General features: G+C 49.0%; 30 protein-coding genes and 1 tRNA gene. All 31 read left to right on the top strand.

Annotated features, from left to right (window positions below):
* Positions 1-14 precede the first annotated feature (14 nt).
* On the top strand, positions 15-635 hold the full coding sequence (locus JOE45_RS06185) for a nucleotidyltransferase domain-containing protein (RefSeq protein ID WP_245247217.1): 621 nt from the start codon (positions 15-17) through the stop codon (positions 633-635).
* A 38-nt stretch (positions 636-673) separates the two neighbouring features.
* Positions 674-1,024: a 2Fe-2S iron-sulfur cluster-binding protein gene (locus JOE45_RS06180; RefSeq protein ID WP_210021026.1), complete on the top strand. Its 351-nt coding sequence runs from the start codon at positions 674-676 to the stop codon at positions 1,022-1,024.
* A complete protein-coding gene (locus JOE45_RS06175) occupies positions 1,024-1,752 on the top strand; it encodes a DUF3939 domain-containing protein (RefSeq protein ID WP_210021027.1) in 729 nt (242 codons plus the stop codon). Before JOE45_RS06180 ends, JOE45_RS06175 begins: the two co-directional genes overlap by 1 nt.
* A gap of 260 nt (positions 1,753-2,012) precedes the next feature.
* Positions 2,013-3,491 carry a stage IV sporulation protein A gene (spoIVA, locus tag JOE45_RS06170; protein ID WP_210021028.1) on the top strand — a complete coding sequence of 493 codons (1,479 nt, stop codon included), beginning with the start codon at positions 2,013-2,015 and terminating at the stop codon, positions 3,489-3,491.
* A gap of 195 nt (positions 3,492-3,686) precedes the next feature.
* Positions 3,687-3,959, top strand: a complete 273-nt coding sequence (locus JOE45_RS06165; RefSeq protein WP_210021029.1) for an HU family DNA-binding protein — start codon at positions 3,687-3,689, stop codon at positions 3,957-3,959.
* 153 nt (positions 3,960-4,112) lie between these two features.
* A tRNA-Pro gene (locus tag JOE45_RS06160) sits at positions 4,113-4,186 on the top strand.
* Between the two features lie 182 nt (positions 4,187-4,368).
* Positions 4,369-4,596, top strand: a complete 228-nt coding sequence (gene mtrB, locus JOE45_RS06155) for a trp RNA-binding attenuation protein MtrB (RefSeq protein ID WP_210021030.1) — start codon at positions 4,369-4,371, stop codon at positions 4,594-4,596.
* A 107-nt stretch (positions 4,597-4,703) separates the two neighbouring features.
* Positions 4,704-5,225: a hypothetical protein gene (locus tag JOE45_RS06150; RefSeq protein WP_210021031.1), complete on the top strand. Its 522-nt coding sequence runs from the start codon at positions 4,704-4,706 to the stop codon at positions 5,223-5,225.
* 88 nt (positions 5,226-5,313) lie between these two features.
* Positions 5,314-6,177: a heptaprenyl diphosphate synthase component 1 gene (locus JOE45_RS06145; RefSeq protein WP_210021032.1), complete on the top strand. Its 864-nt coding sequence runs from the start codon at positions 5,314-5,316 to the stop codon at positions 6,175-6,177.
* A gap of 13 nt (positions 6,178-6,190) precedes the next feature.
* Positions 6,191-6,925 (top strand): demethylmenaquinone methyltransferase, encoded by a 735-nt coding sequence (locus tag JOE45_RS06140; RefSeq protein WP_210021033.1) that lies wholly within the window; start codon positions 6,191-6,193, stop codon positions 6,923-6,925.
* Between the two features lie 5 nt (positions 6,926-6,930).
* On the top strand, positions 6,931-7,806 hold the full coding sequence (locus JOE45_RS06135) for a UbiA-like polyprenyltransferase (protein WP_210021034.1): 876 nt from the start codon (positions 6,931-6,933) through the stop codon (positions 7,804-7,806).
* Entirely contained in the window at positions 7,803-8,399 is a 597-nt protein-coding gene (locus JOE45_RS06130) for a UbiX family flavin prenyltransferase (protein ID WP_210021035.1), read from the top strand. The genes JOE45_RS06135 and JOE45_RS06130 overlap by 4 nt, the downstream gene beginning before the upstream one ends.
* Positions 8,396-9,259, top strand: a complete 864-nt coding sequence (locus tag JOE45_RS06125; protein ID WP_210021036.1) for a menaquinone biosynthetic enzyme MqnA/MqnD family protein — start codon at positions 8,396-8,398, stop codon at positions 9,257-9,259. Before JOE45_RS06130 ends, JOE45_RS06125 begins: the two co-directional genes overlap by 4 nt.
* Positions 9,256-10,230 carry a polyprenyl synthetase family protein gene (locus JOE45_RS06120; RefSeq protein WP_210021037.1) on the top strand — a complete coding sequence of 325 codons (975 nt, stop codon included), beginning with the start codon at positions 9,256-9,258 and terminating at the stop codon, positions 10,228-10,230. Before JOE45_RS06125 ends, JOE45_RS06120 begins: the two co-directional genes overlap by 4 nt.
* 155 nt (positions 10,231-10,385) lie before the next feature.
* Positions 10,386-11,168 carry a CheR family methyltransferase gene (locus JOE45_RS06110; protein WP_210021038.1) on the top strand — a complete coding sequence of 261 codons (783 nt, stop codon included), beginning with the start codon at positions 10,386-10,388 and terminating at the stop codon, positions 11,166-11,168.
* Positions 11,169-11,255: 87 nt separating this feature from the next.
* Complete coding sequence (locus JOE45_RS06105) at positions 11,256-11,420, top strand: hypothetical protein (protein WP_210021039.1); 165 nt, start codon at positions 11,256-11,258, stop codon at positions 11,418-11,420.
* A 206-nt stretch (positions 11,421-11,626) separates the two neighbouring features.
* Positions 11,627-12,790 (top strand): chorismate synthase, encoded by a 1,164-nt coding sequence (gene aroC / locus JOE45_RS06100; protein ID WP_210021040.1) that lies wholly within the window; start codon positions 11,627-11,629, stop codon positions 12,788-12,790.
* Positions 12,791-12,805: 15 nt separating this feature from the next.
* Positions 12,806-13,903, top strand: coding sequence for a 3-dehydroquinate synthase (aroB, locus tag JOE45_RS06095; protein ID WP_210021041.1), 1,098 nt, complete (start codon positions 12,806-12,808; stop codon positions 13,901-13,903).
* A 3-nt stretch (positions 13,904-13,906) separates the two neighbouring features.
* Positions 13,907-14,284, top strand: coding sequence for a chorismate mutase (aroH, locus tag JOE45_RS06090; RefSeq protein ID WP_210021042.1), 378 nt, complete (start codon positions 13,907-13,909; stop codon positions 14,282-14,284).
* A 314-nt stretch (positions 14,285-14,598) separates the two neighbouring features.
* Positions 14,599-16,140 carry an anthranilate synthase component I gene (gene trpE / locus JOE45_RS06085; RefSeq protein ID WP_210021043.1) on the top strand — a complete coding sequence of 514 codons (1,542 nt, stop codon included), beginning with the start codon at positions 14,599-14,601 and terminating at the stop codon, positions 16,138-16,140.
* Positions 16,141-16,179: 39 nt separating this feature from the next.
* Entirely contained in the window at positions 16,180-17,226 is a 1,047-nt protein-coding gene (gene trpD, locus JOE45_RS06080) for an anthranilate phosphoribosyltransferase (protein ID WP_210021044.1), read from the top strand.
* Positions 17,216-18,025 carry an indole-3-glycerol phosphate synthase TrpC gene (gene trpC, locus JOE45_RS06075; RefSeq protein ID WP_210021045.1) on the top strand — a complete coding sequence of 270 codons (810 nt, stop codon included), beginning with the start codon at positions 17,216-17,218 and terminating at the stop codon, positions 18,023-18,025. The genes trpD and trpC overlap by 11 nt, the downstream gene beginning before the upstream one ends.
* A gap of 8 nt (positions 18,026-18,033) precedes the next feature.
* Positions 18,034-18,711 carry a phosphoribosylanthranilate isomerase gene (locus JOE45_RS06070; RefSeq protein WP_210021046.1) on the top strand — a complete coding sequence of 226 codons (678 nt, stop codon included), beginning with the start codon at positions 18,034-18,036 and terminating at the stop codon, positions 18,709-18,711.
* Entirely contained in the window at positions 18,704-19,909 is a 1,206-nt protein-coding gene (gene trpB, locus JOE45_RS06065) for a tryptophan synthase subunit beta (RefSeq protein WP_210021047.1), read from the top strand. Before JOE45_RS06070 ends, trpB begins: the two co-directional genes overlap by 8 nt.
* Entirely contained in the window at positions 19,896-20,708 is an 813-nt protein-coding gene (gene trpA / locus JOE45_RS06060) for a tryptophan synthase subunit alpha (protein ID WP_210021048.1), read from the top strand. The genes trpB and trpA overlap by 14 nt, the downstream gene beginning before the upstream one ends.
* Before the next feature lie 45 nt (positions 20,709-20,753).
* Positions 20,754-21,860, top strand: a complete 1,107-nt coding sequence (gene hisC, locus JOE45_RS06055) for a histidinol-phosphate transaminase (RefSeq protein WP_210021049.1) — start codon at positions 20,754-20,756, stop codon at positions 21,858-21,860.
* On the top strand, positions 21,857-22,945 hold the full coding sequence (locus tag JOE45_RS06050; RefSeq protein WP_210021050.1) for a prephenate dehydrogenase: 1,089 nt from the start codon (positions 21,857-21,859) through the stop codon (positions 22,943-22,945). The genes hisC and JOE45_RS06050 overlap by 4 nt, the downstream gene beginning before the upstream one ends.
* A gap of 433 nt (positions 22,946-23,378) precedes the next feature.
* Positions 23,379-23,972, top strand: coding sequence for an RNA polymerase sigma factor (locus JOE45_RS06045; protein WP_210021051.1), 594 nt, complete (start codon positions 23,379-23,381; stop codon positions 23,970-23,972).
* Positions 23,969-24,598 (top strand): anti-sigma factor family protein, encoded by a 630-nt coding sequence (locus JOE45_RS06040; RefSeq protein WP_210021052.1) that lies wholly within the window; start codon positions 23,969-23,971, stop codon positions 24,596-24,598. The genes JOE45_RS06045 and JOE45_RS06040 overlap by 4 nt, the downstream gene beginning before the upstream one ends.
* A gap of 73 nt (positions 24,599-24,671) precedes the next feature.
* Positions 24,672-25,277 (top strand): histidine phosphatase family protein, encoded by a 606-nt coding sequence (locus JOE45_RS06035; RefSeq protein WP_210021054.1) that lies wholly within the window; start codon positions 24,672-24,674, stop codon positions 25,275-25,277.
* Between the two features lie 135 nt (positions 25,278-25,412).
* A complete protein-coding gene (locus JOE45_RS06030; protein ID WP_210021055.1) occupies positions 25,413-26,531 on the top strand; it encodes a hypothetical protein in 1,119 nt (372 codons plus the stop codon).
* Positions 26,532-26,606 lie beyond the last annotated feature (75 nt).

Genomic DNA, 26,606 nt, shown 5'->3' with positions numbered 1-26,606 from the left:
AGACGGATGTCGTGATGAAAAACCAGAATATAATGTACGCTCCTGAGGCGCTTCACTGTGCCCTGAAAGAGCTAGTGTCATCTACTTGTAACATGAATGTAACATGGCTTGTCGGGGGCAGTACGGGACTGATGCTGCAAGGAGTCGCTTTGTCAGCCGCACCGCGAGATCTGGATGTGTATATTGATCGAGAGCAGGCAAGTCTGATGCATAAGGCGTTGTCACGCTTCTCAACAGATGAGCAGATGGAAAGCGAGACGGCGATTTACAGCTCGATCTTGAGCCATTATGAGGTCGCAGGAGTCAAGGTCGAGTTGGTGGGCGCTTTTGAGGTTCGAGCCTTAGAGAGCGTTTATCGGGTTGAAGCCGGATTTTTAGCATCCGAACATGCGAAACAGGGTTCATTTCAAGACGGAACTCCCATTCGCTTTATGCCGCTTGTACACGAAATGGTTTTTAATGTATTAAGAAACCGTCCAGACCGTTACCACGCCATTGCTGAATTATGTCGTCAACGCGAGATGGAAATTCATTGGACCGTATTGGAGAGTCTGATGGAACGCAATACATTTAGTCCTGCGCTGACCCGGCGCTTAAAGCAGCTGCTGGAATATCCGATGGAGTCGGAACGTTAGCAGGGAGGCTTTCAATAACAGATAAAGGAGGCCGTGAGATGACGGCGGAAATTACTTTTATGCCTGATGACAAGTCGATTCAAGCTAGACCCGGCACCACGGTTCTCGATGCAGCACGGAAAGCTCGTGTTCACATTCGTACTCGCTGCAGCGGGAAAGCGGCATGCCTGATGTGTAAAGTACGGGTCACTCAAGGAGGCGATGCGGGATTAACGGCTATGAACGTTAATGAACGTCTCAAGTTAGGCTCCCTTTATGACGAAGGCTACCGGTTAGCCTGTCAGGCTAAATTAAGCGGTCAAGGTCCTGTAACCGTATCTGTACCTGAAGACCCGCTGAAGAGCGCCATACGCCGTCAACTTGAGAAACAGCAAGAGGAGGAATGGTGATGAGATTATGGCGTCTTTCAGGGATATTGCTTCTGCTAACGGTTCTGCTTAGCGGCTGCATGTACCCGAAGGAATTACGTAAGGAAAACCAAATGGCTAGCGGCGAATACGTCATGATCGTTCAGAATGCCATAGATCAATACAAGGAGAAGAACGGTGTGCTGCCGATCAAGAATAGCACCGAATCCACACCGATTTATGAGAAATACCCCATCGATTTCAAAAAGCTGCAGGGTCCCTTTCTCGGATCCATTCCGGTTAATGCCTTCGAGAATGGCGGTACCGCTTCGTATGTTCTGATCGATGTAGAAACGAAGCCGACTGTAAAAATGATGGATATACAATCGTTTCAGAAAACCATGGAGCTTCAGAAGGCCGTTGATGAGTATAAGATTAAATCGGGCGGAAAGCTTCCGTTGGGTGAGGTCATCTCTCCGGGTTTTCATACCATTGATTACAAAATGCTAAACCGAAAGGCGATGGAAACGTCCAGCGTTTATTCACTATCGATGCAGCTGCCTTTTATCATTCAGGATACCGGGCAAGTATGGATTGATTATGCGGTTGAAATCATGCGATTCATTGATAAGAAACAGCTGCAGGACGGTTTGGACGGGGTACAGGATCTCCGAAAACTTCTAGTTGAAGAGTCCTATTACGTGCCCGCCCGTTCCGTAGCGTATCAATGGAAGGACGGTCGTCCGCTCCCCGCAGCACTGAATCTTTGACTATAACCTCTATGAACCTTCTTTGAAAGGGTCATAGAGGTTTTTCTTTTTTCCGAAAAGATAGAATAAAGACCCTCCGTCAAACATATATTTTTCAAGGATGAAAGCTGTGGCGTCCTGCGGGGAACAAGGACCAGCCAAGGAGTGATGAAAATAATTTTATGCTCTTTCCATCATATTTTGCTCTGTCATACATATATTTGTACTAGTCCGAAGCATGTACGAGTTTCGTCTTAAACAACCTGTAGGAGGGATTCTCATTGGAAAAAGTGGATATCTTTAAGGACATTGCAGAGCGTACTGGCGGGGATATTTACCTGGGGGTCGTTGGAGCGGTCCGTACGGGAAAATCAACGTTCATCAAGCGCTTTATGGAGTCGATCGTACTGCCTAACATTCAAAACGAAGCCGACCGTGCCAGGGCAACCGACGAACTGCCGCAAAGCGCAGCGGGTCGTACCATCATGACGACGGAGCCGAAATTCGTACCTAATAATGCCGTGCAGCTGCATGTTGCTGAAGGACTAAATGTCAATGTTCGTCTGGTTGATTGCGTAGGGTATGTAGTCGAGGGGGCCAAAGGATATGAGGATGAAAACGGTCCTCGCATGATTAACACACCTTGGTTCGATGAGGCGATTCCGTTCCAGGAAGCGGCCGAAATAGGGACGCGAAAGGTGATCCAAGAGCATGCTACACTCGGCGTCGTGATTACGACAGACGGCTCGATTGCGGAAATTCCGAGAGCCTCATATATGGATGCGGAAGAACGGATCATCAATGAATTGAAGGAAGTCGGCAAGCCATTCATTGTTATCGTCAACTCAACCAAGCCTCAAAGCGATTCGGTATTGGAGCTGCGCAGCGAGCTGCAGGCAAAGCATGATGTACCTGTTGTGGCCATGAGCGTGGCAAATATGAACGAAGACGACATGATGTCTGTACTCCGTGAAGTGCTGTATGAGTTCCCGGTACACGAAGTGAATGTCAATCTCCCAAGCTGGGTGATGGTGCTGGGAGAAAATCACTGGCTGCGTTCAAGCTTTGAGAGCTCTGTTCGCGAAACGGTGCAGGACATTCGCAGGCTGCGTGACGTGGACCACGTCGTAACAGGCTTCGAGGAATATGAATTTATAGAAAAAGCCGCCTTAGCCGGAATGAACATGGGGCAGGGCGTGGCGGAGATTGATTTGTACGCTCCGGATGAGCTGTACGACCGTATCCTAATGGAAGTGGTCGGTGTGGAAATTCGTGGTAAGGATCATCTACTGCAGCTGATGCAGGAGTTCACTCATGCCAAACGGGAGTATGATCATTTTGCCGAAGCGCTAGAAATGGTCAAGACAACCGGCTATGGTATCGCTCCGCCGACGCTTCAGGAGATGGCGCTTGACGAGCCGGAGTTGATCCGTCAAGGCTCCAGATTCGGCGTGAGGCTTAAGGCTACGGCCCCATCGATTCATATGATTCGGGTGGATGTGGAGTCGGAATTCTCGCCGATCATAGGAACGGAAAAGCAGAGCGAGGAGCTTGTCCGTTATTTGATGCAGGACTTCGAAGACAATCCGCTCAAAATTTGGGAGTCCGACATTTTTGGTCGCTCCTTGCATTCCATCGTACGGGAAGGCATCCAAGGCAAGCTTGCGATGATGCCGGATAATGCCCGTTACAAGCTTCAAGAAACACTTGGCCGCATCATCAACGAAGGCTCGGGCGGCTTGATTGCCATCATTTTGTAACGAATTCGAGTATTTTCGCTAAAAAATGCACTCCAAAGGGTGCATTTTTTGTCTTTTTACTTGAAATTACTGTAGCACTGTATTAATATAATCTTGATTTCCTTGGTGTAAAACGCGATCAACGTATATTTTTCGAAGAATCGGTTAACAAAGAGAGTAACAGGATTACCGAATTTTTGGGGGGAGGTGAATCGCATGAATAAATCCGATTTGATCAATAGGGTAGCTGAAACCAGCGAATTGTCCAAGAAAGATGCAACTAAAGCGGTAGAAGCTGTATTTGAAGCCATCTCCGAAGCGCTGCAAAGCGGTGATAAAGTGCAGTTGGTCGGATTCGGTAACTTCGAAGTTCGTGAGCGTTCCGCCCGTAAAGGACGCAACCCGCAAACTGGTGAAGAAATCGAAATCCCTTCCAGCAAAATCCCGGCTTTCAAACCAGGTAAAGCGTTGAAGGACGGCATTCAATAATCAACGATACATAACATCCGCAGCACCCGAAAACCGCTCCAACCGTGGCGGTTTCGGGTGCTTTTTCATGTGAAACCGTTCGGTATAAAGGCCTTTACACACCTTAGCCATTGGGTTATAATACTCCTTGCCGGAATTTTGTGGCGCTGATGTCGGGGTATGGCGCAGCTCGGTAGCGCGCACCCTTGGGGTGGGTGAGGCCGTGGGTTCGAATCCCGCTACTCCGATAATTATTTATAAGATCGCTTCCAATTGATTTGGGGCGATTTTTTTCTTCCCCAAAATATAAGAACGAAAAATACACCAACGAAAAGATTGCGCCTGATACTTTTTTTCTTGAAGTTGACAGCAGCTCTTTTTTTCTGCATGATTAGGGTTATCTAAGCATAAGTACGGGAGGACATGACAGATGGAAACGAAAACGAATCACAATGATTATTTTATCGTGAAAGCTAAGGATAACGGAGTGCAGGTCATCGGACTTACTAGAGGCCAGGATACCCGATTTCATCATACGGAGAAGCTGGATAAAGGCGAGGTCATGATCGCTCAATTCACAGACCATACCTCAGCGGTAAAAATCCGCGGCAAAGCTGTGATCATGACGAAATACGGTGTTGTTGATACGGAGGAATAATAATTGAGCAGGCAAAGGCATAGCCTGCTTTTTTTCGTTGTACAATAGTAACAGACAAGTATTTGGTCGGGGATGGATATCGCCGTCTAAAGGAGGAAGAGCGTCAAATGAAATGGATTCCTCGTCTGTTGCTCATGACGGTCATATCGATTGCCGTTGCCGTAGGGTTATCTTACTTATCAACGCTTGATCGTTCGGTCAGCGTGTTTCGTTCAGTACAAGCACAACCGGTTTCTGAGGCTAACATAGTGGATGTCGTAACCAAAATGCAGCTGCATCAGAGAATCCGGCGAGTGGAAATAAGCCATGCCATTGTTTCCATCGATTTGCTTTCAGTCAATTCTACGGAAAAGGCCGAGATGTTCGAGGATTTATATGAAATTCCAAGTGTAATGTTTGCCTCGTCAACCAATATTAATCAAGTGCTGATACGGGTGTTGGATGGTTCGCAGAAACAAAGCGGGAGCCCCGGATTACTTGTGGCGACGGATGCAAGACGTGAAAAATGGCTTTCAAACGAACCGAAGCTGCGGCCTCAATCGGTCAGTGAATTCCAGCAATATCTGGATGCACATTATCGGATGACCTATGCTCCAAAATGGGAGAATCGCTTTAAGGAAAAAAGCTGATCGGGACACATGCGAAAAAGATCAATTTATGCTATAATATTTTAGATGGAGAAAGACTGAGATTTTTCGTTTGTTCGGAGGCTTACATATGAACTCTTATCGAATTCCGGAGATCGCCAAGATATATTTGGAGCACGACATGATTCAAAAGCATACGGATTTGCCCCATTTTCCGGAGTTTCGAAGCCGGCTTCTGTATGCTTTTCTTGATAAACACAGTACGCTCACTAAACAAAGTGAGCTTTATACGCTTGTGACCTCACTCGTGCAGATCGGAATGGATACGCATGATATGGTCAGCGTCAATAACGATGTTAAGGAACAGGCGGAGGCCCGATCCAGACAGCTTAAAGTACTGGCTGGAGATTATTATAGCAGTCGGTTTTACTTCTTGCTGTCGCATGCCGGGCACATTGATCTGGTCGGTAAGCTTTCCAAAGGCATTTGTGAAGTAAACCGGCTGAAAATGAATTTGTATATCATGAAGAAGCAGCTGAAGCTGACGGCTGATGAATACATTCGCCAAATGGTAGAAGTAAAAACGCAATTATTCCTATCCTTCTCGTCTTTGCTTGAAGAGCGGTTCAATGGCATTTGGCCGGAGGTTCTAAGATTGTTTACCCGCTGTGAAGTGCTGATGCAGGAAATTATCCGCTCCGAAACGTCCCAGCAGTATCGGGAGAGCTGGGGCTTTTGGCATGTGCTGCAATGGGGTACGAAGGAAGAGAAGAAGCTCCTTGAGCACGAGGAAGCCGATCAAACGAAGCTGCGTTCGATTTGGCTGAAATACAAAGTGACCTCCCAACTATACCAATTACTTGATGCTTGCTTTAAGGAATTGCAAGAGAAGCTGCAGGGGATTGAGCCAGAGAAGCTTAGTAAAGAGCTGTTCTCAATCGGCGAACCGTTTCGCAGCTACTTGACGGGACCTCGGGCAACGCAGGAAATTTGAGGTGATCAACAGAATGCAAAGCAAATCCAAAGAACAATTCGTTCATTCCGTATTCGAGAGCATCGCACCGAAGTATGACTTGATGAACGACATATTGAGCTTCCGCCGGCATAAAGCATGGAGAAACTTCACGATGAAGAAGATGAATGTTCAGCCGGGCAGCACAGCAATAGACCTTTGCTGCGGCACTTGCGATTGGACAATCAGTTTGGCTGAAGCGAGCGGGACAGGGGCGATGGTCGGACTCGACTTCAGTCAAAATATGCTGGATGTGGGTGGGGACAAAATCGAGCGGCTAGGACTGGACAAGCAGATCCGCCTTATTCGCGGTAATGCGATGGAGCTGCCTTTTGAGGACAACACGTTCGATTATGCAACCATAGGCTTTGCGCTTCGGAATGTGCCGGATTTGGTCAAGGTGATTGAAGAAATGCAGAGGGTGGTCAAGCCTGGGGGCTTGGTCGTTTCACTGGAGCTTTCCAAACCGACTTGGCAGCCGTTCAAATCGATCTACTATTTTTATTTTCAGAAAATTTTGCCGCTGCTGGGCAAGCTGATTGTAAAGCGCTATGAACAGTATAAATGGCTGCCTGAGTCTTTGGTTCACTTCCCGGACCATAAGCAGCTCGCAGAAATTTTCCGAAAAACCGGGTTGGCGAACGTTGAGGCGTACCCTCTCACCGGGGGTATTGCGGCCCTTCATATCGGCAAGAAACCGCAAGCGGCAATCGGAACTGAGGGAGAATAACCAATATGTTATGGAGAAAGACCAAAATATTTATGGAAATGATCAAGATCGAGCATACGTTATTCGCGCTTCCCTTTGCTTTTATGGGGGCGCTGCTCGGTTCGGTGGTCATGTTTGATAAGCTTCCTACATGGGGGCAAATCGGCTGGATTTTATTAGCGATGGTGGGAGCGAGGAGCGCTGCAATGGGGCTCAACCGAGTCATTGACAAGGTATTTGACGGCAAAAACCCGCGCACAGTGATGAGAGCTATTCCAGCCGGACTTATTTCATCGAAGGAAGCTATTATATTTATTATTATTTCATTTCTGTTGCTGTTTTGGTCGGCTTCGCAATTGAGCCCTCTGGCTGTGAAGCTGCTTCCGATCGCCGTCTTCTTTCTTGTGTTTTATTCGTACACCAAACGGTTTACGTGGGCATGCCACATCATATTGGGAATGACGGTCGCGCTTGCTCCTTTGGGAGGATGGGTGGCGGTAACCGGTGAAATTACGCTGACGTCTTTGGTGTTTTATGTGGCGATCGTATTTTGGCTGGCCGGTTTCGATATTATTTATGCTTGCCAGGATACCGAATTTGACCGCAAGGAAGGACTTCACTCCATACCGAGCCGATTCGGCATACCGAAAGCGCTGAAGATTGCTCGCTGGTTTCATATTGTCACTGGGGCAGGTTTCATCGGCCTGTTTTTTTTGACGGAATTAACTTGGGTTTATCTGCTCGGCGTGTTGATTTCCTATGGCCTGCTGATGTATGAGCATTTGATTGTTAATCCAAAGGATATGACAAGGCTGAATACAGCATTTTTTACGATGAACAGCACCTTGAGTATCGCTCTGTTTGTATTTACCTTGATCGATTTGGTGGTGCATAAGGGATGAACAAACCTTGGGTAATCGGCATCACGGGCGCAAGCGGTGCAGTATACGGCGTCCGGCTATGCCGGTTTCTTCTGTCACGAGGCGAACAACTGCATATCGTGATCACAGATGCGGGATGGCGGGTATTGAAAGAGGAATTAGGCTGGGACGCGAGTCGCAGGCAGGAGAGTTTACATCAGCATCTCGGGGGCTACGAAGGCTCGTACGAATATGTTCCGAATCAGGATGTTGGAGCAAAGACGGCCAGCGGTTCATTTCTTACTCAAGGGATGGTCGTTGTTCCTTGTTCCATGGGGACGCTCTCGGGGATTGCAAATGGCGCTTCGGACAACCTGCTTGAGCGAACGGCTGACGTTATGCTGAAGGAAGGCCGTAAGCTGATCCTGGTTCCCCGTGAGACGCCATTACATGCGATTCACTTGGAAAATATGCTGAAGCTATCCCGGCTTGGCGTGCGGATGATTCCGGCTATGCCGGCGTTCTATCAAGGTCCGCAAACGGTGGATGATTTAATTGATTTCGTTGTCGGCAAAATAGTGGACAATATGGAAATTGAACATCAATTGTATAAAAGATGGGGGATGCAGCCATGACAAAGAAACATCATGCGATCCGCATCGGCCGCATTGATTTTACCAATGTATGGCCGCTCTTTTATTATTTTCCGTTCTCCTCCTTCGGAAGTGAGTTGGAAGTTATTCAACAGGTGCCTTCCCAGCTGAACCGTGCCATGGCAAATGGGGAGATCGACATTGGGCCTATATCTTCATTCGCCTATGGGGAAAACTTCGAAAATTATATGCTGTTTCCCCATATGTCCGTCAGTGCCTTTAGTCATGTGAAATCCATCCTTCTGTTTCACCGTAAGCCATTAGAAGAGTTGGGTAAGGCAAAAATCGCACTGCCGACAACATCGGCTACATCGGTACATTTGCTGAAAATCATCATGACGAAATTTTATCGGCTTGAACCGGATTACGTGTATGCGGCCCCGGATTTGGAGCCGATGATGAAATCAGCCGATGCAGCGCTGCTCATCGGAGATCATGCCATTCGCGCGAGTTGGGAAGATAACGGCTATCTCGTTACCGATCTGGCAGAGGAGTGGACAAGGCAGACAGGTCAATGGATGTCTTTTGCGGTATGTGCTATTCGGAAGCAAACGGTAGAACAGCAGCCCGATCAGGTGCAGCGCATCTATGAAGCATTTCTGGAAAGCAAGCGCCAATCATTGGCTGACCTGACAGGGCTTGTGGTGGATGCACAGGCATTGATCGGAGGAACGGAATCGTACTGGCAGCATTATTTTTCCACGCTTAGTTATGAATTCGGTCCTAAGCAGCAGGCTGGACTTAAATTGTATTATCAATATGCGGCAGAGCTCGGTTTTCTGGATCGTGAGGTGGCCCTGCACATTTGGAAAGATAATTCTGTAGTACGGGTGACGGAATGAGACTTTTGGATATCTATGCAAAATTTAAAAAAGATATCAGCTACATCGAGAAGGAGCTGGAACGAAGCATTGACGTGGAGCATCCGCTGCTTCGCGATGCCTCTTTGCATCTGCTTAAAGCAGGGGGAAAGCGGATCCGTCCGGTATTCGTCCTGCTGGGAGCCAAGTTCGGAACCTACGATCTTGAGCGGGTCAAGCGGGTGGCCGTGCCGTTGGAGCTGATTCATATGGCGTCGCTGGTTCATGATGATGTGATTGACGATGCTAACACGCGGCGGGGACAACTGACAGTACGCTCCAAATGGGATAACCGAATTGCGATGTATACGGGGGATTATATTTTCGCAAAGGCGCTGAGCGTTGTGACACAGCTTCCCGAGCCTTCCATTCATCAGATTATGTCCAAGGCGCTCGTGGAAATGAGCATTGGCGAAATGGAGCAAATCCGCTTGTTTTTTGATACGAAACAAACGGTAAGGGATTATTTGCTGCGAATCAAACGGAAAACCGCACTGCTATTGGCCATCAGCTGCCAATTGGGAGCTATCGCGGCGCTTGCTTCGGAGAAGACAGCTAAGCAGCTCTTCGACTTTGGATATTATGTAGGCATGGCGTTCCAGGTCCGCGACGATTTGCTCGATATTTGCGGTACCGAGAAAGAGATTGGCAAGCCGCCCGGCAGCGATATTAAGCAGGGGAACATTACGATTCCCGTGATCTTCGCTCTGCAAAATCAGACCCTTCGTCCTGCTTTGCTTCGGGAACTGGAGAGAATCGAAGCCTGTGACGGGCAAACCGATATCACCGGGTTTCTGGACATGATCCGACGCAGCGATGGCATTGCTCGAGCGGAGGCGATGGCATCTCATTACATAGACAAGGCTATCCGGTCCTTGGAAGGCTTACCAGAAATCCAGGCCAAAAAAGATTTGATCAGCATATCTCATTTTGTGGGGAATCGATCTTATTAGAGGAGAAGGAGTCAAGACTATACGGTCTTGAATTTGATCCATGGTTCGGATTCTACGGAAAGCGCTAACCGGGAGATTGCGATTTTTTAGAAACGAAGAATGGTCACCTATGACCAAGTAATGCAAAAGTGGATTTGACAGGACGGGATGACGTCATGGAAGATAAAGATTTCCTGCTATTTATTAAAAAGGTGAAGGATTACACATCCATAGATTTGGCGCAATACAAGGAAGCTCAGATGAAGCGTCGGCTCACTACTCTGCGGATGAAGAAAGGGTACAACACCTTTGCGGCTTTCTTTGATGCGATGAGCAAGGACAAGGCCTTATTTTATGAATTTTTGGATAGGATGACGATCAATGTGTCAGAGTTTTGGCGTAATCCAAACCGGTGGGAGGTACTGGAACAGCGCTTCCTGCCGGAGATGCTGCGTAAATCCAAAAAGCTAAAATGCTGGAGTGCCGCTTGTTCTACGGGAGAAGAGCCTTATACGCTGGCGATGATTCTATCGGAGCTTGGTGCGCTTTCGGACAGTCTCGTACTGGCTACGGACATCGATGAAGGTGCACTAGACAAAGCGAAAAAAGCGGTGTACTCCGACCGATCGGTGAAGGATGTGCCTCTTAAATATTTACGTAAATATTATCATCAGGATCAAATGACTTATCACATTGATGAATCGCTGAAGAAGGCAATCCGTTTTCAAAAGCAAAATCTGCTCATCGATACGTTCGATACACAGTTTGATTTGATCGTTTGCCGGAACGTGATGATCTATTTTACAGAAGATGCGAAGCACACGCTTTATCAGAAGTTTGCGCACGCTCTGAAGCCTGGGGGCATCCTGTTTGTAGGCAGCACGGAGCAAATTTTCAGCCCTGGTCAATATGGCCTAGAGTCTGCGGATACCTTTTTCTACCGGAAGATCGTTGTGTAAATGAATAATCGTTTCCATGCCGTGCCATACTAAGCATATATTGCATTTGAAACTGTGTTTGCTTGTAAAACGTGCAGGAGGACTCACATGGATAAACGAAAGGTCATTACCGCCTATCGCAGGGGATTTATTACGATGCAGGAATGCGCTCAAATCTTAGGGATTGATTCGATTCAAATTCTGGGGTTGGTTGGTGAGCCCGAGCATTCAGACAATGCACTCGTACGGAAGAAACAACCTGCTAACGGCTAACGGTAATGCGGCCAAACCGAGAAAGACGCGCTGTCTGACGGCATGATGCCATGAGGACGGCGCTTCTTTTTTTGTAAGGGGATTTCTTGTCAAAGGCTGATACCTATACTATAATTAGCACAGTAATGGAGTACATAAAAGCGCTAAAGCGGCTTATTACGCTGAGGGATATGCTTTCATGGGATAGGATGAAAGGGGACAATGAAGTGAGATACCTAACAGCAGGAGAAACGCATGGGCCGCAGCTAACGGCGATTATCGAAGGCTTCCCAAGCAATGTGACGATTGATTTCGAGGCAGTTAACTATCAGCTCTCGCGCCGCCAGAAAGGTTACGGTCGCGGTCGCAGAATGCAAATCGAGAAGGATACCGCATCGATTGTCGGAGGCGTACGCCATGGCAAAACTACCGGTGCTCCCATTGCGCTTGTCGTAGAGAACAACGACTGGAAGCATTGGACCTCCATTATGAACATTGAGCCGATCGAAGGCACTGACGAAACCAAACGCCGGGTCAACCGTCCGCGTCCGGGACATGCTGACTTGAACGGCGGTTTGAAATACAACCAGCGCGACCTGCGAAACATTCTGGAGCGTTCCAGTGCAAGAGAAACGACGATGCGTGTGGCGATTGGCGGCATGGCCCGCGAGCTGCTGAAGGAGTTCGGCATTAAAGTGGCCGGTCAAGTCATCCGTATCGGCGATGTCGAGGTACAGCGGGAAGAAATGCCGATTGATGATCTCATCCGTATCACGGAAGAGTCACAGGTACGTGTAACGGATAAAGAAGCGGAAGCACGGATGGTTGCGGCCATCGATGCGGCCAAAGACGACGGAGATACGCTCGGTGGTATCGTTGAATGCATTATCGAAGGCGCACCGGTCGGACTTGGGAGCCACGTGCAATGGGACCGCAAGCTGGATGGTCGGATCGCGCAGGCGGTGCTGTCGATCCAAGCGTTCAAAGGTGTGGAATTCGGCATTGGATTTGAAGCTGCAAAACGCAGAGGTTCCTTAGTTCATGATGAAATTATGCACAATGAAGAGCGTGGATTTTACCGCGCAAGCAATCGTGCTGGAGGCTTTGAAGGCGGTATGACAACAGGGGAGCCTATCGTGGTTCGCGGTGTCATGAAGCCAATCTCTACACTGTACAAGGCGCTCCAGAGCGTTGATATCGATACGAAGGAATCGTTCACTGCACAGGTGGAGCGTTCTGATACATGCGCTGTGCCAGCGGCAGGTGTCATCATGGAGAATGTCATCGCGTGGGAAGTAGCCCAAGCATTCATGGAGAAATTCGGCGGAGATTCTATTGAAGAAATACGCAGAAACTATGAAAGCTATTTAGAACAAACGAAAAGCTATTAATCGGGAGAACCGGATATGATGAGAGAGCTTAAGGTTGATTTGGGAACACGATCCTACCCGATCTACATCGGGGAAGGGATTTTGGAAGACATGGCCTCGTTATTCGAAAAGCACGGAATAGGCAAAGGCTCTCCGCTGCTGATCGTAACGGATGAGCATGTGGCGAAGCAGTATCTGGAGCCTGTCACACGGAGATTAGAGCAAGCTGGGTACAAGACAGCGGGGCACACGGTAGCGTCAGGAGAGAAATCGAAATCGCTTTCTGTGTTGGAGGATGTAATAACCTCCTGTCTCGAGGCCGGGCTTGATCGCAATTCTACGGTGATTGCACTGGGAGGCGGCGTTGTCGGCGATTTGGCCGGCTTTGTAGCGGCCAGCTACATGCGGGGCATTCGCTTCGTTCAGATTCCGACGACAATTCTTGCGCATGACAGCAGTGTCGGGGGGAAAGTGGCTGTCAATCATCCCCTGGCAAAAAATATTATCGGTGCATTCCATCAGCCGGAGATGGTACTGTATGATACAGCTACGCTTAGAACGCTTCCGGACCGGGACGTGCGTTCGGGCCTGTCCGAAATGATTAAGCACGGATTGATCTGGGATGCGGAGTTTACGACATGGTGTGAGGACAATTCGAATAAGCTGATCGGCTTGGACCCTGAAGCATTGCAGCATGGTTTGTTCAAGGGCTGCAGCGTGAAGGCGGCCGTCGTGTCGCAGGATGAACGCGAGAACGACCTAAGAGCCATCCTTAACCTGGGGCACACGATCGGACATGCACTGGAGGCAGTAGCGGGATATAACGAATTGCTGCATGGCGAAGCGATCTCTATCGGGATGGTAGGTGCCGCGAAGTTGTCCGTTCGTTTGGGTAATCCAGAGCACGTGTATACGACGACGAAGCGAATTTTCAAGAAATTCGGCCTGCCGGTTGCCGTACCTGCTCATTTGGATACGGATGAAATCATGAAGGCGATGATGCATGATAAGAAGTTCAAGGAAGGCAAGATGGTCTTCATCGTTCCTACGGACATCGGCAAGGTGGAGATCAACAAAAACGTATCCGCGGACTTGGTCAGAGACATCGTGGATCAATTGAAACGGGAGGACTGACTTATGTTTGTAAGGGGAATACGTGGTGCAACTACAGTAGAATATAATGAAGAAAATGAAATTTTGTCAGCAACAACAGAGCTTTTAAATGAAATTATTGCGGAGAACGGTATCATCCCGGAAGAGATTGCGCATGTGTTCGTAACGGTCACCCAAGATTTGACTGCAACGTTCCCGGCAAAGGCGATCCGGCAGATGGAGGGCTGGGAATTAGTGCCGCTTATGTGCTCTTTAGAAATTCCGGTGGAAGGCAGCCTTCCTAAATGTGTCCGCTTGATGGTGACGGTCAATACGGAAAAAAGCCAAGCAGACATCAAGCACGTGTTTCAGAAGGAGGCCATGAGGCTTCGTCCCGATTTGTCCAAATTGACAAAAGAATAATAGAGGTAGTATAGTTGGTATTAGCATAGAAGACGTAAGTTACAGTTTTGAGAGCAGAGTAGAGCAGAGTAGAGCAGAGTTCAGTTGAGATGAGATGAGTGAGCGTTTTTCGTTCAAAGAAAGTTTTTTCGTTGCAGCAGCACGGTTTCGATTTGGGCATTTATTGATTTTTATGCTTTTTTCGTGCTGCCATGAAGCTGTTTTCTTTGGGCCTGACCGATCATCCGCTGAATTACCGCCTCTACTTGATGTAGAGGCTTTTTTTGTTTTTTAAAACAGAAGCAAGTCCCAGGGTGAGAAGAGGAGAGATGAACATGTACACACCGGAAGCGAAGGAAGTCATTCGGCTCGCGAAGGATTACAACCTGATTCCCGTCGTTCGCAATCTGATAGCGGACACGGAGACACCGATTCGCGTGTTTCAACATTTTTACGAGGAGAATCGGTCGTTCTTGCTGGAAAGCGTTGAGGGCGGCGTGAAATGGGCGCGATACTCCTTCATCGGTACGGATCCTTTCATGATGATTCGGGCCAAGCACGGTGTGACGGAGATCGACGGTCCTGAGGGCACGACGACGTCGAAGGAAAAGCCTGTGGACATATTGAAGGCCTATCTCCGTAATTACAAGAGTCCTTCGCTGCCAGATTTGCCGCGATTCACGGGCGGAGCGGTCGGGTTTTTCGGATATGACCTGCTGCAGTATTATGAGAAGCTGCCGAAGCATCGGAAAGACGACCTGCAAATGAACGACATCCAGTTCATGTTCTGCGACCAAGTTATCGTTTTCGATCATTTTAAACAGCAGCTTAAAATAATTGCCAATGTCCATGTTCCCCCGTATGGTACGGATAGCGATATTGTCCGAGCTTACGAGAAAACTTGCGCTAAAATCGACGCCACCATTGAACGGTTGAAGCGTCCGCTGCCGGCTATGTCCATGACACATCGGCCAATTCCGGACGACGTCGATTTGGGCGAGGTGAAGTCCAATTTGACGAAAGAGCAGTTTATCGCGAATGTGAATCAAGCGAAGGAATACATTCGCGCCGGCGATATTTTTCAAGTGGTGCTTTCCCAGCGGTTTGAGATCGAAACGGACGTCTCGCCGCTTCATGTGTACCGCATCCTGCGGACGATGAATCCGTCACCCTACATGTACTGCCTTAAGATGGACGACGAAGTGATTGTCGGCACTTCACCGGAACTTCTTGTCCGGGTTGAGGATGAGAAAGTGGAGACACGTCCGATTGCCGGCACCCGTCCTCGCGGGCGCACGCCGGAAGAGGATCTGCTGCTGGAGAAGGAATTGCTCGCAGATGAGAAAGAGCGGGCGGAGCATTTGATGCTGGTAGATTTGGGTCGCAACGATATAGGCCGCGTGTCGGAATTCGGTACGGTGAAATGCGACACATTCATGCAAATCGAGCGCTATTCTCATGTGATGCATATTGTTTCTAACGTGTCAGGTCAGCTGGCGGCGGACAAAGATTTCTACGATGCGTTCATTTCCTGCTTGCCTGCAGGCACCGTATCGGGAGCTCCGAAGCTGAGAGCGATGGAGATTATTGCTGAGCTGGAGAACGAAGCTCGTGGCGCATATGCAGGAGCAATCGGATATCTTGGTTTCTCAGGCAACCTCGACACGTGCATTACGATTCGGACGATCATCTTCAAAAATGGCAAAGCTTATGTTCAAGCGGGAGCGGGTATCGTATGGGATTCCATTCCGGAGAACGAGTACGAGGAGACGGTGAACAAAGCCAAAGGAATGCTGAAATCGATCCGAACGGCTGAAGTGGCATTCGCTTCGAAGCCGAACGAATACGTAGCGATCAACCAAGATTATTATCAATAAGGAAAATTAGGATTTCGAATTATGGGGGGGGCGAATACGTTGGACCAACAACTATTGACTGTGCAGCAAGCGATACACAAAATTATCGGACTCTCGAACCTGACTCGGGCGGAGGCGCGGGATGTCATGTCTCACATCATGGAAGGAGGAGCGACGCCGACACAGATCGGAGCCATGCTCACCGGACTCCGCATGAAGGGCGAGACGATTGAGGAAATCACCGGGTTTGCTGAGGCGATGCGTGCTAAGGCCAACCGGGTACTGCTCACCAGGCAGGAGAATCTGCTGGATACGTGCGGAACCGGAGGAGACGGCGCCGACACCTTTAACATCTCTACGACAGCGGCGATTGTAGCCGCGGCGGGGGGAGTTCGAGTGGCGAAGCATGGAAACCGGGCGATGTCGAGCAAAAGCGGCAGCGCTGATGTTCTTGAGGCACTCGGAGTCAATATTCAGTTGGACGAGAACCAAGCGGCTCGCTGCCTGGAAGAGGTCGGTATTTGCTTCATGTTTGCGCAGCTGTATCATCAATCGATGAAGCATGTGGCTGCATCCAGAAGAGAACTTGGCTTCCGTACGGTGTTCAATTTGCTTGGACCCCTCACGAATCCGGCGAGCGCGGACCGGCAGGTGCTGGGTGTTTTTGATCGCGGCAAGACGGAAACGATCGCTCATGTGATGTTGGCCCTAGGTGTGAAACGCTCCTTGGTTGTGGCCAGCCTGGACGGGCTTGACGAAATCAGCATTTCAGATGCGACCCAGGTGACGGAACTGAAGGACGGCGACATCCGTACGTTTGAAATTACCCCGGAAGAGCTGGGGCTGAAGGGTTACAGCCTCAAGGATGTAGTTGGTGGAGACGCAGGGGTGAATGCGGAGATCATCCGCAGCATCTTCTCCGGCGCACCAGGCGCCTGCAGGGATGTCGTACTGGCAAACGCTGGCGCATGCTTCTATGTGACCGGCTTCAGTAATACACTGCGGGAAGGCGTGAATCTGGCGGCTCAAGTTATCGACTCCGGCCGGGCCAAGGAAAAGCTGGAACAATTAGTCCAATGTACGGGAGAAGTGAGCCATGTTTCTTGATCGAATTGTCATTACCAAAAAACAGGAAGTTGAACTGCTTAAAGAGAGCATCACCATAGCGGCAATGGAGAAGCGGATCGCGGAGCTTCCCGATTGCCTCGGGTTTGAGCGGGCATTGAGCTCCGGCCGCAAGCGTTCCATGGGTTTGATTGCGGAAGTGAAGAAGGCCTCGCCGTCCAAGGGCTTGATCCGTGATGATTTTGAGCCTGTCCGTCTGGCGAAGGCGTATGAGCAGGCTGGTGCGGATTGCATCTCGGTCTTGACCGATGTTCAGTATTTTCAGGGTTCTAACGATTATTTAACACGGGTTCGCGAAGCTGTGCGCGTTCCGTTGTTACGTAAAGATTTTACCATCGATCCGCATCAAATCTATGAAGCGCGTTGTATTGGAGCCGATGCGATTCTATTGATCGCAGCAATTCTGACGACCGCGCAATTGAAGGAGTTTCAATCGATCGCAAGAGGCATTGGATTGGACGTGCTGATCGAGGTGCACGATCAAGAAGAGCTGGAGCGTGTGCTGGAGCTTCAGCCTACAATGGTGGGGATCAATAACCGCAACCTCAAAACGTTCGTCACCGATCTTCGTATAACGGAGGAGCTGGTCAAGCTAATCCCTGAAGGGGTTACCGTCGTTAGTGAGAGCGGAATATCCAAAGCTGAAGAGATCGACTGGCTCCTATCTGTAGGCTCCCATGCAGTGCTGGTGGGTGAGCATTTCATGCGCTTGCCGGATGTTTCGGCAGCGGTTCACGGTTTGATGGGAGCTTATACCGACGTAGAACCGGTCAAGGAGTGAGGCGTCCGATGGTCAGCGTAAAAATATGCGGGTTGCAAACGGAGGAAATGGCGGAGAAGGTAGCCGGATTGCCCGTTGATTACGTCGGTTTTGTATTTGCGCGGAGCAAAAGACAGGTTACGCCAAGCCAAGCCGGAGCGATGCTTCGTCGATTGCAATCGGGGGGACATCGGCCTCAAGCCGTGGGTGTCTTTGTAAATCCGAGCTTGGACGAGCTGGGGGACGTGCTTCGCGAAGCAGCGCTTGACGTGGTTCAGCTTCATGGACAGGAGAGTCCGGAGTTCTGTCTTTCCGTGAAGAATTCATTTCCAGAGATTCAGGTGTTCAAAGTACATACCGTCTCGGCATCCATGCCAACCGCAAACACAGCAGAGTCTGTCCGCGACCGGTTGGTGCCCTATCGCGGTACGGTAGACGGTATGCTGCTGGATACGTTCGATCCGGTATATGGGGGAGGCTCCGGCAAGACGTTTGCTTGGGAAATGATTCCTCCCTATCAGGAGTGGTGCCGTGAAGCCGCCATTCCTCTTCTGGTGGCCGGCGGGCTTCAGCCGGACAATGTGCGGGGGCTGATCGATGAATATGCTCCTGACGGAGTGGATGTATCCAGCGGGGTAGAGACCGACGGAGTGAAAGATATCGGAAAAATTACAACTTTTGTCGAAAGGGTGAAAGCAAATGTTTAATGGACCGGATGAGCATGGCCGCTTCGGCAAATTCGGCGGACGTTATGTGCCAGAAACGCTGATGAACGCATTGATTGAGCTGGAGGATGCCTTTAAGAAGTATGCCAAGGACGAGAAATTCCAGGAGGAGCTGAATTATTGGCTGCACCGTTATTCCGGAAGACCGACGTCGCTTTATTACGCCGGACGTCTGACGGAGCATTTGGGCGGAGCAAAGATCTACCTGAAGCGGGAAGATTTAAACCACACCGGAGCGCACAAAATCAACAATGCCCTTGGACAGGGGCTTTTGGCCAAATGGATGGGCAAAACGAAAATTATTGCCGAAACCGGCGCTGGTCAGCACGGCGTGGCGACGGCTACCGTTGCGGCGCTGATGGGCTTTGAGTGCAAGGTGTTCATGGGCGAGGAAGATATGAAACGTCAGCAGCTGAATGTGTTCCGGATGAACTTGCTTGGAACGGAAGTGGTTCCAGTTACATCAGGCACGCGCACACTGAAGGATGCGTGCAATGAAACACTTCGTTATTGGGTCAGCCATGTAGACGACACTTTCTACATCCTGGGATCGGCAACCGGTCCTCACCCTTACCCGATGATGGTTCGCGACTTCCAGCGCATTATCGGTGACGAATCGCGCAAGCAAATCCTTGAGATGGAAGGCAGGCTTCCGGATACGGTAATTGCTGCCGTAGGCGGCGGGAGCAACGCGATCGGCATGTTTTATCCGTTCGTGAACGACGAGAGCGTCCGATTGATCGGTGTAGAGGCAGCAGGACGCGGTGTAGAGACCGATAAACATGCTGCTACGATGACGAAAGGAAGCAAAGGAGTATTCCAGGGCTCCTATAGCTATCTTCTTCAGGACGAGCACGGACAAGTGCAGGAGGCTCATTCCATCTCCGCTGGACTCGACTATCCGGGGATCGGACCGGAGCATTCGCATTTGAAGGATACTGGACGCGCGGAATATGTCCCGATTACGGACCAAGAAGCTTTAGATGCGCTGCAGCTGCTCAGCCGTAAGGAAGGAATTATTCCAGCGCTGGAGAGCGCACATGCGATAGCCGAGACCATCAAGCGGGCCCCGGCAATGGGGAAGGATCAGATGATTGTAGTCAGTCTCTCCGGCCGCGGAGATAAAGACGTTGAAGCCATCATGAGTTATTTGGGGGGAAATGCAGATGAATCGCATTGATCGGAAATTTGCCGAGCTGCGGGAACAAAAAAAACCAGCCTTCATCCCGTTCTTGACGATCGGGGATCCAGATGTTCGGACTTCGATTGATGTGATCAAGGAACTTGAAAAAGCGGGAGCAGCCATGGTTGAGCTGGGCGTACCTTATTCGGATCCGCTTGCCGACGGCCCCGTGATTCAGAAGTCTTCCATGCGGGCCTTGAAAGCAAACCGCATCACGATCCTGGATTGTATCGGAGCTGCCAAACAAGCCCGAAGCGAAGGCTGCGAGCTGCCTTTTATTTTGTTCACATACTTCAATCCCGTTCTGCAAACGGGTCTGGACCGGATTTTTCCGCTTCTACAGGAAAGCGACATCAGCGGGTTGATCATTCCGGATCTGCCTATGGAGGAGGATCAGGAGGTTCGCGCGTTAGCCGAGAAGCACGGCATCCATTTGATTCCGCTTGTAGCTCCGACCTCCAAGGAGCGTGTGCAGCGAATCGCCTCGCGGGCAAGCGGTTTTGTATATTGCGTCTCTTCGCTAGGTGTGACGGGAACACGAACGGAGTTTCACATTGGCATCGACGAGTTTCTGCAAACCGTAAAAGCAGCTACAAAACTCCCGATCGCTGTCGGCTTCGGCATTTCCACGCCTGAGCAATATGCCCGTTTTGCCGAGATCTGCGACGGAATTGTCGTGGGAAGCGCATTGGTGAGGAAAGTGGAAGAATCGCTGCCGCTTCTGGAACAAGCAACGACAAAATCGCAAGGCCTCTTGCAAATTCACGAATTTGTGCGAAAATTGATGGGGAACTGATTTCCTATTCTTATTCATCCATCCTATAACGAGGTGACAACCGAAGTGCAGCCTAAACAAAATATTGTACATCTTCCGGTGTATCAGCCGGGAAAACCGATTAGTGAAGTAAAACGGGAGTTGGGACTTACCGATGTAATCAAGCTGGCTTCCAATGAGAATCCGTTTGGATGTTCCCCAAAGGCGAAAGAAGCCATTGTTTCATTGCTCGATCAAGTCAGCATTTATCCGGACGGCGGAGCCGTGGAGCTAACGAATGCGGTGGCTGAGCATTTTGGAGTAAAGCCAAATCAGGTCATTTTCGGAGCGGGTTCCGATGAAGTGATTCTGATGATTGCTCGTGCCTTCTTGACGCCAAATGACGAAACAATCGGAGCGTTTCCTACTTTTCCGCAGTACAAGCATAATGCGGAAATCGAAGGGGCAACCTTCATCGAAGTCCCGGTGGATGCAAACGGAAAGCATGATCTGGCGGCGATGCTGGGTAAAGTAAACGAGCGTACAAAAATTATTTGGATCTGCAACCCGAATAACCCGACGGGTACCATATTAAGTGAACAGGAAATCGTATCCTTCATAGAATCCGTTCCAAATCAGGTCATGGTTGTTCTCGATGAAGCTTATGCGGAATACACCGTTAACGGGGATTACCCGGATAGCATATCTCTGCTGGACAAATACAAAAACATCGTCGTGCTTCGCACGTTTTCCAAAATATTTGGTTTGGCGTCTTTGCGCATCGGTTTTGGTATCGGTCATCCGGATGTGGTCCGTTCAATTAACCAGGTACGTGAACCATTCAATACGACGAGCTTTGCACAGAAAGCCGGGCTTGCCGCATTGCAGGATCACGAGTTTATCAACTCGTGCCGTGATGCGAATGCCGCTGGAATTCAGCAAGTGACAGCCGAATTAGATAAGTTGGGTTTGCCATACTTTGAGGCTAATGGAAATTTCATCATGATTGATGTGAAGCGCCCGGGTCAAGAGGTATTTCAAGGCTTACTAAGCAGAGGCATCATTGTTCGTCATGACCCAAGCTGGGGCTACCCGACTAAGATCCGTGTTACGGTAGGGAGCGAGGAGCAAAACCGTAAATTCCTTGAGGCGTTGGAGCAAGTAATGAGCGAAGTGACGGTTTCAGTTTCATGACCAAAATCGCAATTTACGGCGTTGGGTTGATCGGAGGATCGCTCGCCCTGTGCTTTAAAGGTAAACCGGGGTTAACGGTTGTAGGTCATTCAGGCAACCCGCTTTCCGTAGAAAAGTACTTAAAACGAGAAGTGGTCGATCATGCCACGACCTCGTTTGAGGAAGCCGCAGAAGGCGCGGATTTTATTTTTCTGTGCGTTCCTGTAGGGAATTTGGAGCCATATCTAAACAAGCTGTCCTCTATTCCGCTGAAGCCGGGCTGTATCATCACCGATGTCGGCAGTACCAAGGCTTCTGTAGCAGAATACGCGTCAAGACTGAAGCTGCAGGGTGGATCCTTTATCGGCGGCCATCCAATGGCTGGCAAGGAAAAATCCGGTGTAGAAGCCGCTACCTCTCACTTGTTTGAGAATGCGTACTACGTCTTGACACCGGCAGAAGACACGCTTGAGGAAGCCTATGGACGCTTGGTCGAGCTGCTTCAATGGACCAGAGCGCACATTGTGAAGGTAGATGCCAGGCTTCACGATGAAATCGTGGGCGCAATCAGCCATCTCCCGCATATTATTGCGGTAGCGCTGGTCAATCAGGTGGCTCGCTATAACGAATCGAACGAGCTTTATCAGAATTTGGCCGCTGGCGGTTTCCGTGATATTACCCGCATTGCCTCTAGTGACCCGATCATATGGCGGGATATTTTGATCAACAACAAAACGGTGATGCTGAATTTGCTGAAGGATTGGAATGAAGAAGTCAGCGGATTTATTAAGCTGCTGGAGGCAAGTGACGGAGAAGGCATCGAACAGGAGTTTCATAAGGCAAACCGGTTCCGCAACGGATTGCCGGAGCGCCGAAAGGGCGTCATTCATTCTTTTTATGATATTTATGTTGACGTTCCGGATCACCCGGGCGTTATCGGTCAAATCACTATGCTGCTCGGAAGTCATCGCGTGAATCTGAGTAATATTCAAATTATCGAAAGCCGGGAAGACGTACCTGGAGTTCTGAGATTATCATTCCGTGAGGAATCTGATATGGATCAAGCTCTTGAATTATTAAAAAAAGACTACACGATTCACGTGTAGTCTTTTTTAATACAATGTAGGAAACGTTTACAAAAAAGATATTGACTTTTTGTAAACGGATTCATATAATAAAAGTACAGTATGGTTTCTCTCCACTCCTATCCGAATTATGGCACAGTGTGCTACCGCCTGAAGCATCAGGCGGTCTTTTTTTTGTTCTTTTATCGAATGGAGGGCATGTTCATCTTGTAAGCCGCAGTTGCATATCTTAAATTTAATGACTGAATCGTTGTATATATTGTACACTTTTTTTTGGGAGACCTTCCGAACTTGTCGAGAAAGCAGGATTTTTGACCTTGTACCACGAATAGTATAGCAACTGAGAAATATTATTCATTTTTTTTCAAAACTACCGCAACTTTTATACTCCCCTTACAGTACAAACAAGTAGCATCGCTGGGGGTAAGCAGGAATCACAAGGAGGGTCGAATGCATGACCGATTCCCAGTTGATCAGAGAAATTAAGGATGGCAACGTCCAGCTATATGATGAATTAATGCGCCGCTATGAACGTAAGATTTTGGCATTTATTTTTCACATGCTGAAAAGCGCGCAGATGGATTCTTTGGCAGAAGATCTTTGCAATGAAACGTTCTATAAGGCCTATCGAAGCCTTCATTCGTTTCGTGAGGTAGAAGCGACCTTCTCCACTTGGCTATACACTATTGCGCGCAATACGGTTTTAAGCGAGCTGCGTAAACATAAAAACGTAAAGGTTTCTTTGGAGCAAAGCGGATATACGCCTCAGACATCTTTGGACACACTCCCGGAGCAAACCGTACTACGGAACGAGAGAGTTACCATGGTAAGGGATGCCATTAATAATTTGCCTGAGAAGCAGCGATCCGCATTGATATTGCGTGAATACGACCAGCTTGACTATCAAGAGATTGCAAATATTCTCGGACAGACGGTAAGTTCGGTCAAATCTTTGTTGTTCAGAGCAAGGGCTAGCGTGAAGCTTCAGTTGGAACCATACTTTCTTGAACCTATATTTGAGGAGTATGAGGGGATGAATCAAAGATGAAATGCGAAGATATACATGAATGGTTCGGCGTCTATTGGGATTTGCCGGAGCATCATTTGAATCGTCAGGCGGTGGATGAGCATATCAAATTCTGCAAGGCTTGCGAAGAAGAATTTGATATGTGGCGGGAAAGTACTCAACTGATTCGTTCGACTGCGCATGAGGAGCCTGCAGGGTCTCGGGAAAAGTCGGTTTCCTCCAGCGTTATGAAGCGAATTTATGATGACGAATCCTGGCGTATTCCTGCTCCTGATCGGCTGCACCTGTTCTCATTCAAGCTCCGCCGCAATCTCACAGCAGTTATTTCTCTTTGCATCGCGCTCTTTGTGTTCACGTTCCTCTTTTCTATAATTAACGAAATGAACACGGACAGCATTCCCCTTGCTCAAGAGTCCAACGTATTCGGTCGGCTGGGTGACCCGGTTGTAGTGGCGGCAAGCGGCGGGGAGTCGATGAATGCACATACGATGCCAACGGCGGTAGCTAGTCTGAAAGGATTTAACGAGCCCTTCATGTATCGTGTCGGACCTATTCAGACGGTCAAGGATTATATGCTTTTCGTCTCGCTGTTGGGTTTGACCTGCACCTTGCTGATTATGAACTGGTTAACAAGAACAAGATCTTAACGGACTGAAAAATCCGGCCCCCGCGGGCCGTTTCTTTTTTTTGAATGAGCTGAGAAGGGATGTTAGAGGTTGGATGATTACACTTGGACTCGTTAGGCACGGTACGACAGAGTGGAATTTGGCAGGCCGTATGCAGGGACAGATGGATACGCCATTGGCCGAGGTCGGGAGGATGCAGGCGCGTTTACTGGCCGAAAGACTTCAAGGAGAAGACTGGGATGGAATCATCTCCAGCGATTTGATCAGAGCGCGGGAAACGGCTCAAACGTTAGCGGACATGACCGGAACGCCTTTCATTGGTGTAGATTCGAGATTGCGTGAGAGAGCTTTCGGTCAGTTAGAAGGGACTACATTGGAGGATCGCCTTTCGCGTTGGGGAGAGAACTGGCGGGGGCTCGATTTAGGCTTGGAAACGGATGAGGGGCTGCTTACGCGTTGGCAGGCGTTCCTTCTCGATACGGAGCGGGATCATCGGGGCAAGCGAATTCTGATCGTCAGCCACGGGGGATATATTGCTCCTGTTCTCGCTTTGTATTTAGGCAGGACGATAGAAGAGCATCTAAAAAACACATCTTTGACAGTTATAGAGCAAGTGGAAGAAGAAGTCTGGCATTGTCGATTGTTAAACTGCACTTCTCACTTGGCGAAGTTGGAGGAGCAGCAAAGTCAGGGTGTTTAATTGAAAAAGTGGGTTCTTGTGCAAATCATTCGATTGCATAGGCACCTGCTTTTTTTTGTTACTTTTGTCAAAATGCGTTTAAATCCGGAACATTATCCCATAATGGTTAGTAAGAAGTTCTGGAGGGACAAACGCATGAATCTAGCCGACATGTTAAGCTACGCGGATATCCATGAGCTGAGCCGCATTGCCGGTACGTATAATTGCGAATGCAACGGCCATTCGAAAAACGAGCTCATCCAGTCGATCTTGTGGGCAGTGGGACGACGGGAGGTATTCGATACTCAGGTTGAAGCTTTATCGATCGAAGATATCCGTTTCCTCAACTCACTCCTGTTTGACCAGCGCGGTTCATTCAGCATAGAGGAGCTGATTGCTCGGGTTCAGCAAAGCCGCTTTACGAAGGATGATGAAGACGCAGTATGGAATCCGCGCGAGATGATTGCACGATTCAAGCAAAGGGGATGGTTGTTCAGCGGATACTCTCATCAAACGCGTTATTTGTTTCAAGTGCCTACTGACTTGAAGACAAGGTTCATCCACACACTGGCTAAGCAATTTCAACAAAAGCTTCAAACGACGGTTGAGCCGCCGGTGTATCGGGACGAGCAGAGGCTTATGACAGAGGACATATGGAGCTTTCTACATTTTCTCGGAGCTCAGGAGGTCATGCTGACTGGCGAGAATGTGATGTACAAACGCAATTTGCAGCAAATTCTGGAGCGTTTGTCGGTCAGGGAAGATGTAGTGGGTAAAACCGCATGGAGATTCGGCTACGGAAGAATGTTCAGGGATTACCCCAATCGATTTTCTTTTATTTACGATTACTGCTACTACAACGATCTGATTACAGAGCACAATCAAGTTTTGGCTCTTACCGCCAAGGGAAAGGAGAGGGTGGATCAAGGACAGAGAGAAGATCCGGTTCAAGTCTATCGTTTCTGGTTAAGGCTGTATAAAGGTCCTATTCCCAATCTTCAATCACTAGTCCATTGGCTGAACCGTCTGGTTAAAACATGGGTTACGCATCATTCACTAAAAGAAGCTTTAACGCCATTAATTCGGCCGTTCTACTACGACACGGCCGATTCGATCCTGGAGCAGCGAATTGTCCAGATGATGATGCATCTTGGACTTGTAAGGATCGGGGAAGACGAAAGATGGGAACGCGTCATCCAGATTACCAAGCTGGGCAGGAAAATTATTGAAGGAACATATGTTGCCGATGAAGAGAAGATTATCATTGACGTTTGACAATGCATGAGGGTCTTGCTACAATCACTCCAAAATTCAAGATAGCTGCTGCGTACCGGGGATTCCGCTGCAAGC

The sequence above is a fragment of the Paenibacillus sp. PvR098 genome, from assembly GCF_017833255.1.
In the GTDB taxonomy this organism is placed as follows: domain Bacteria; phylum Bacillota; class Bacilli; order Paenibacillales; family NBRC-103111; genus Paenibacillus_G.
Note: the sequence above shows the minus strand (reverse complement) of the source record. Positions and strands in the feature narration are given on the sequence as shown.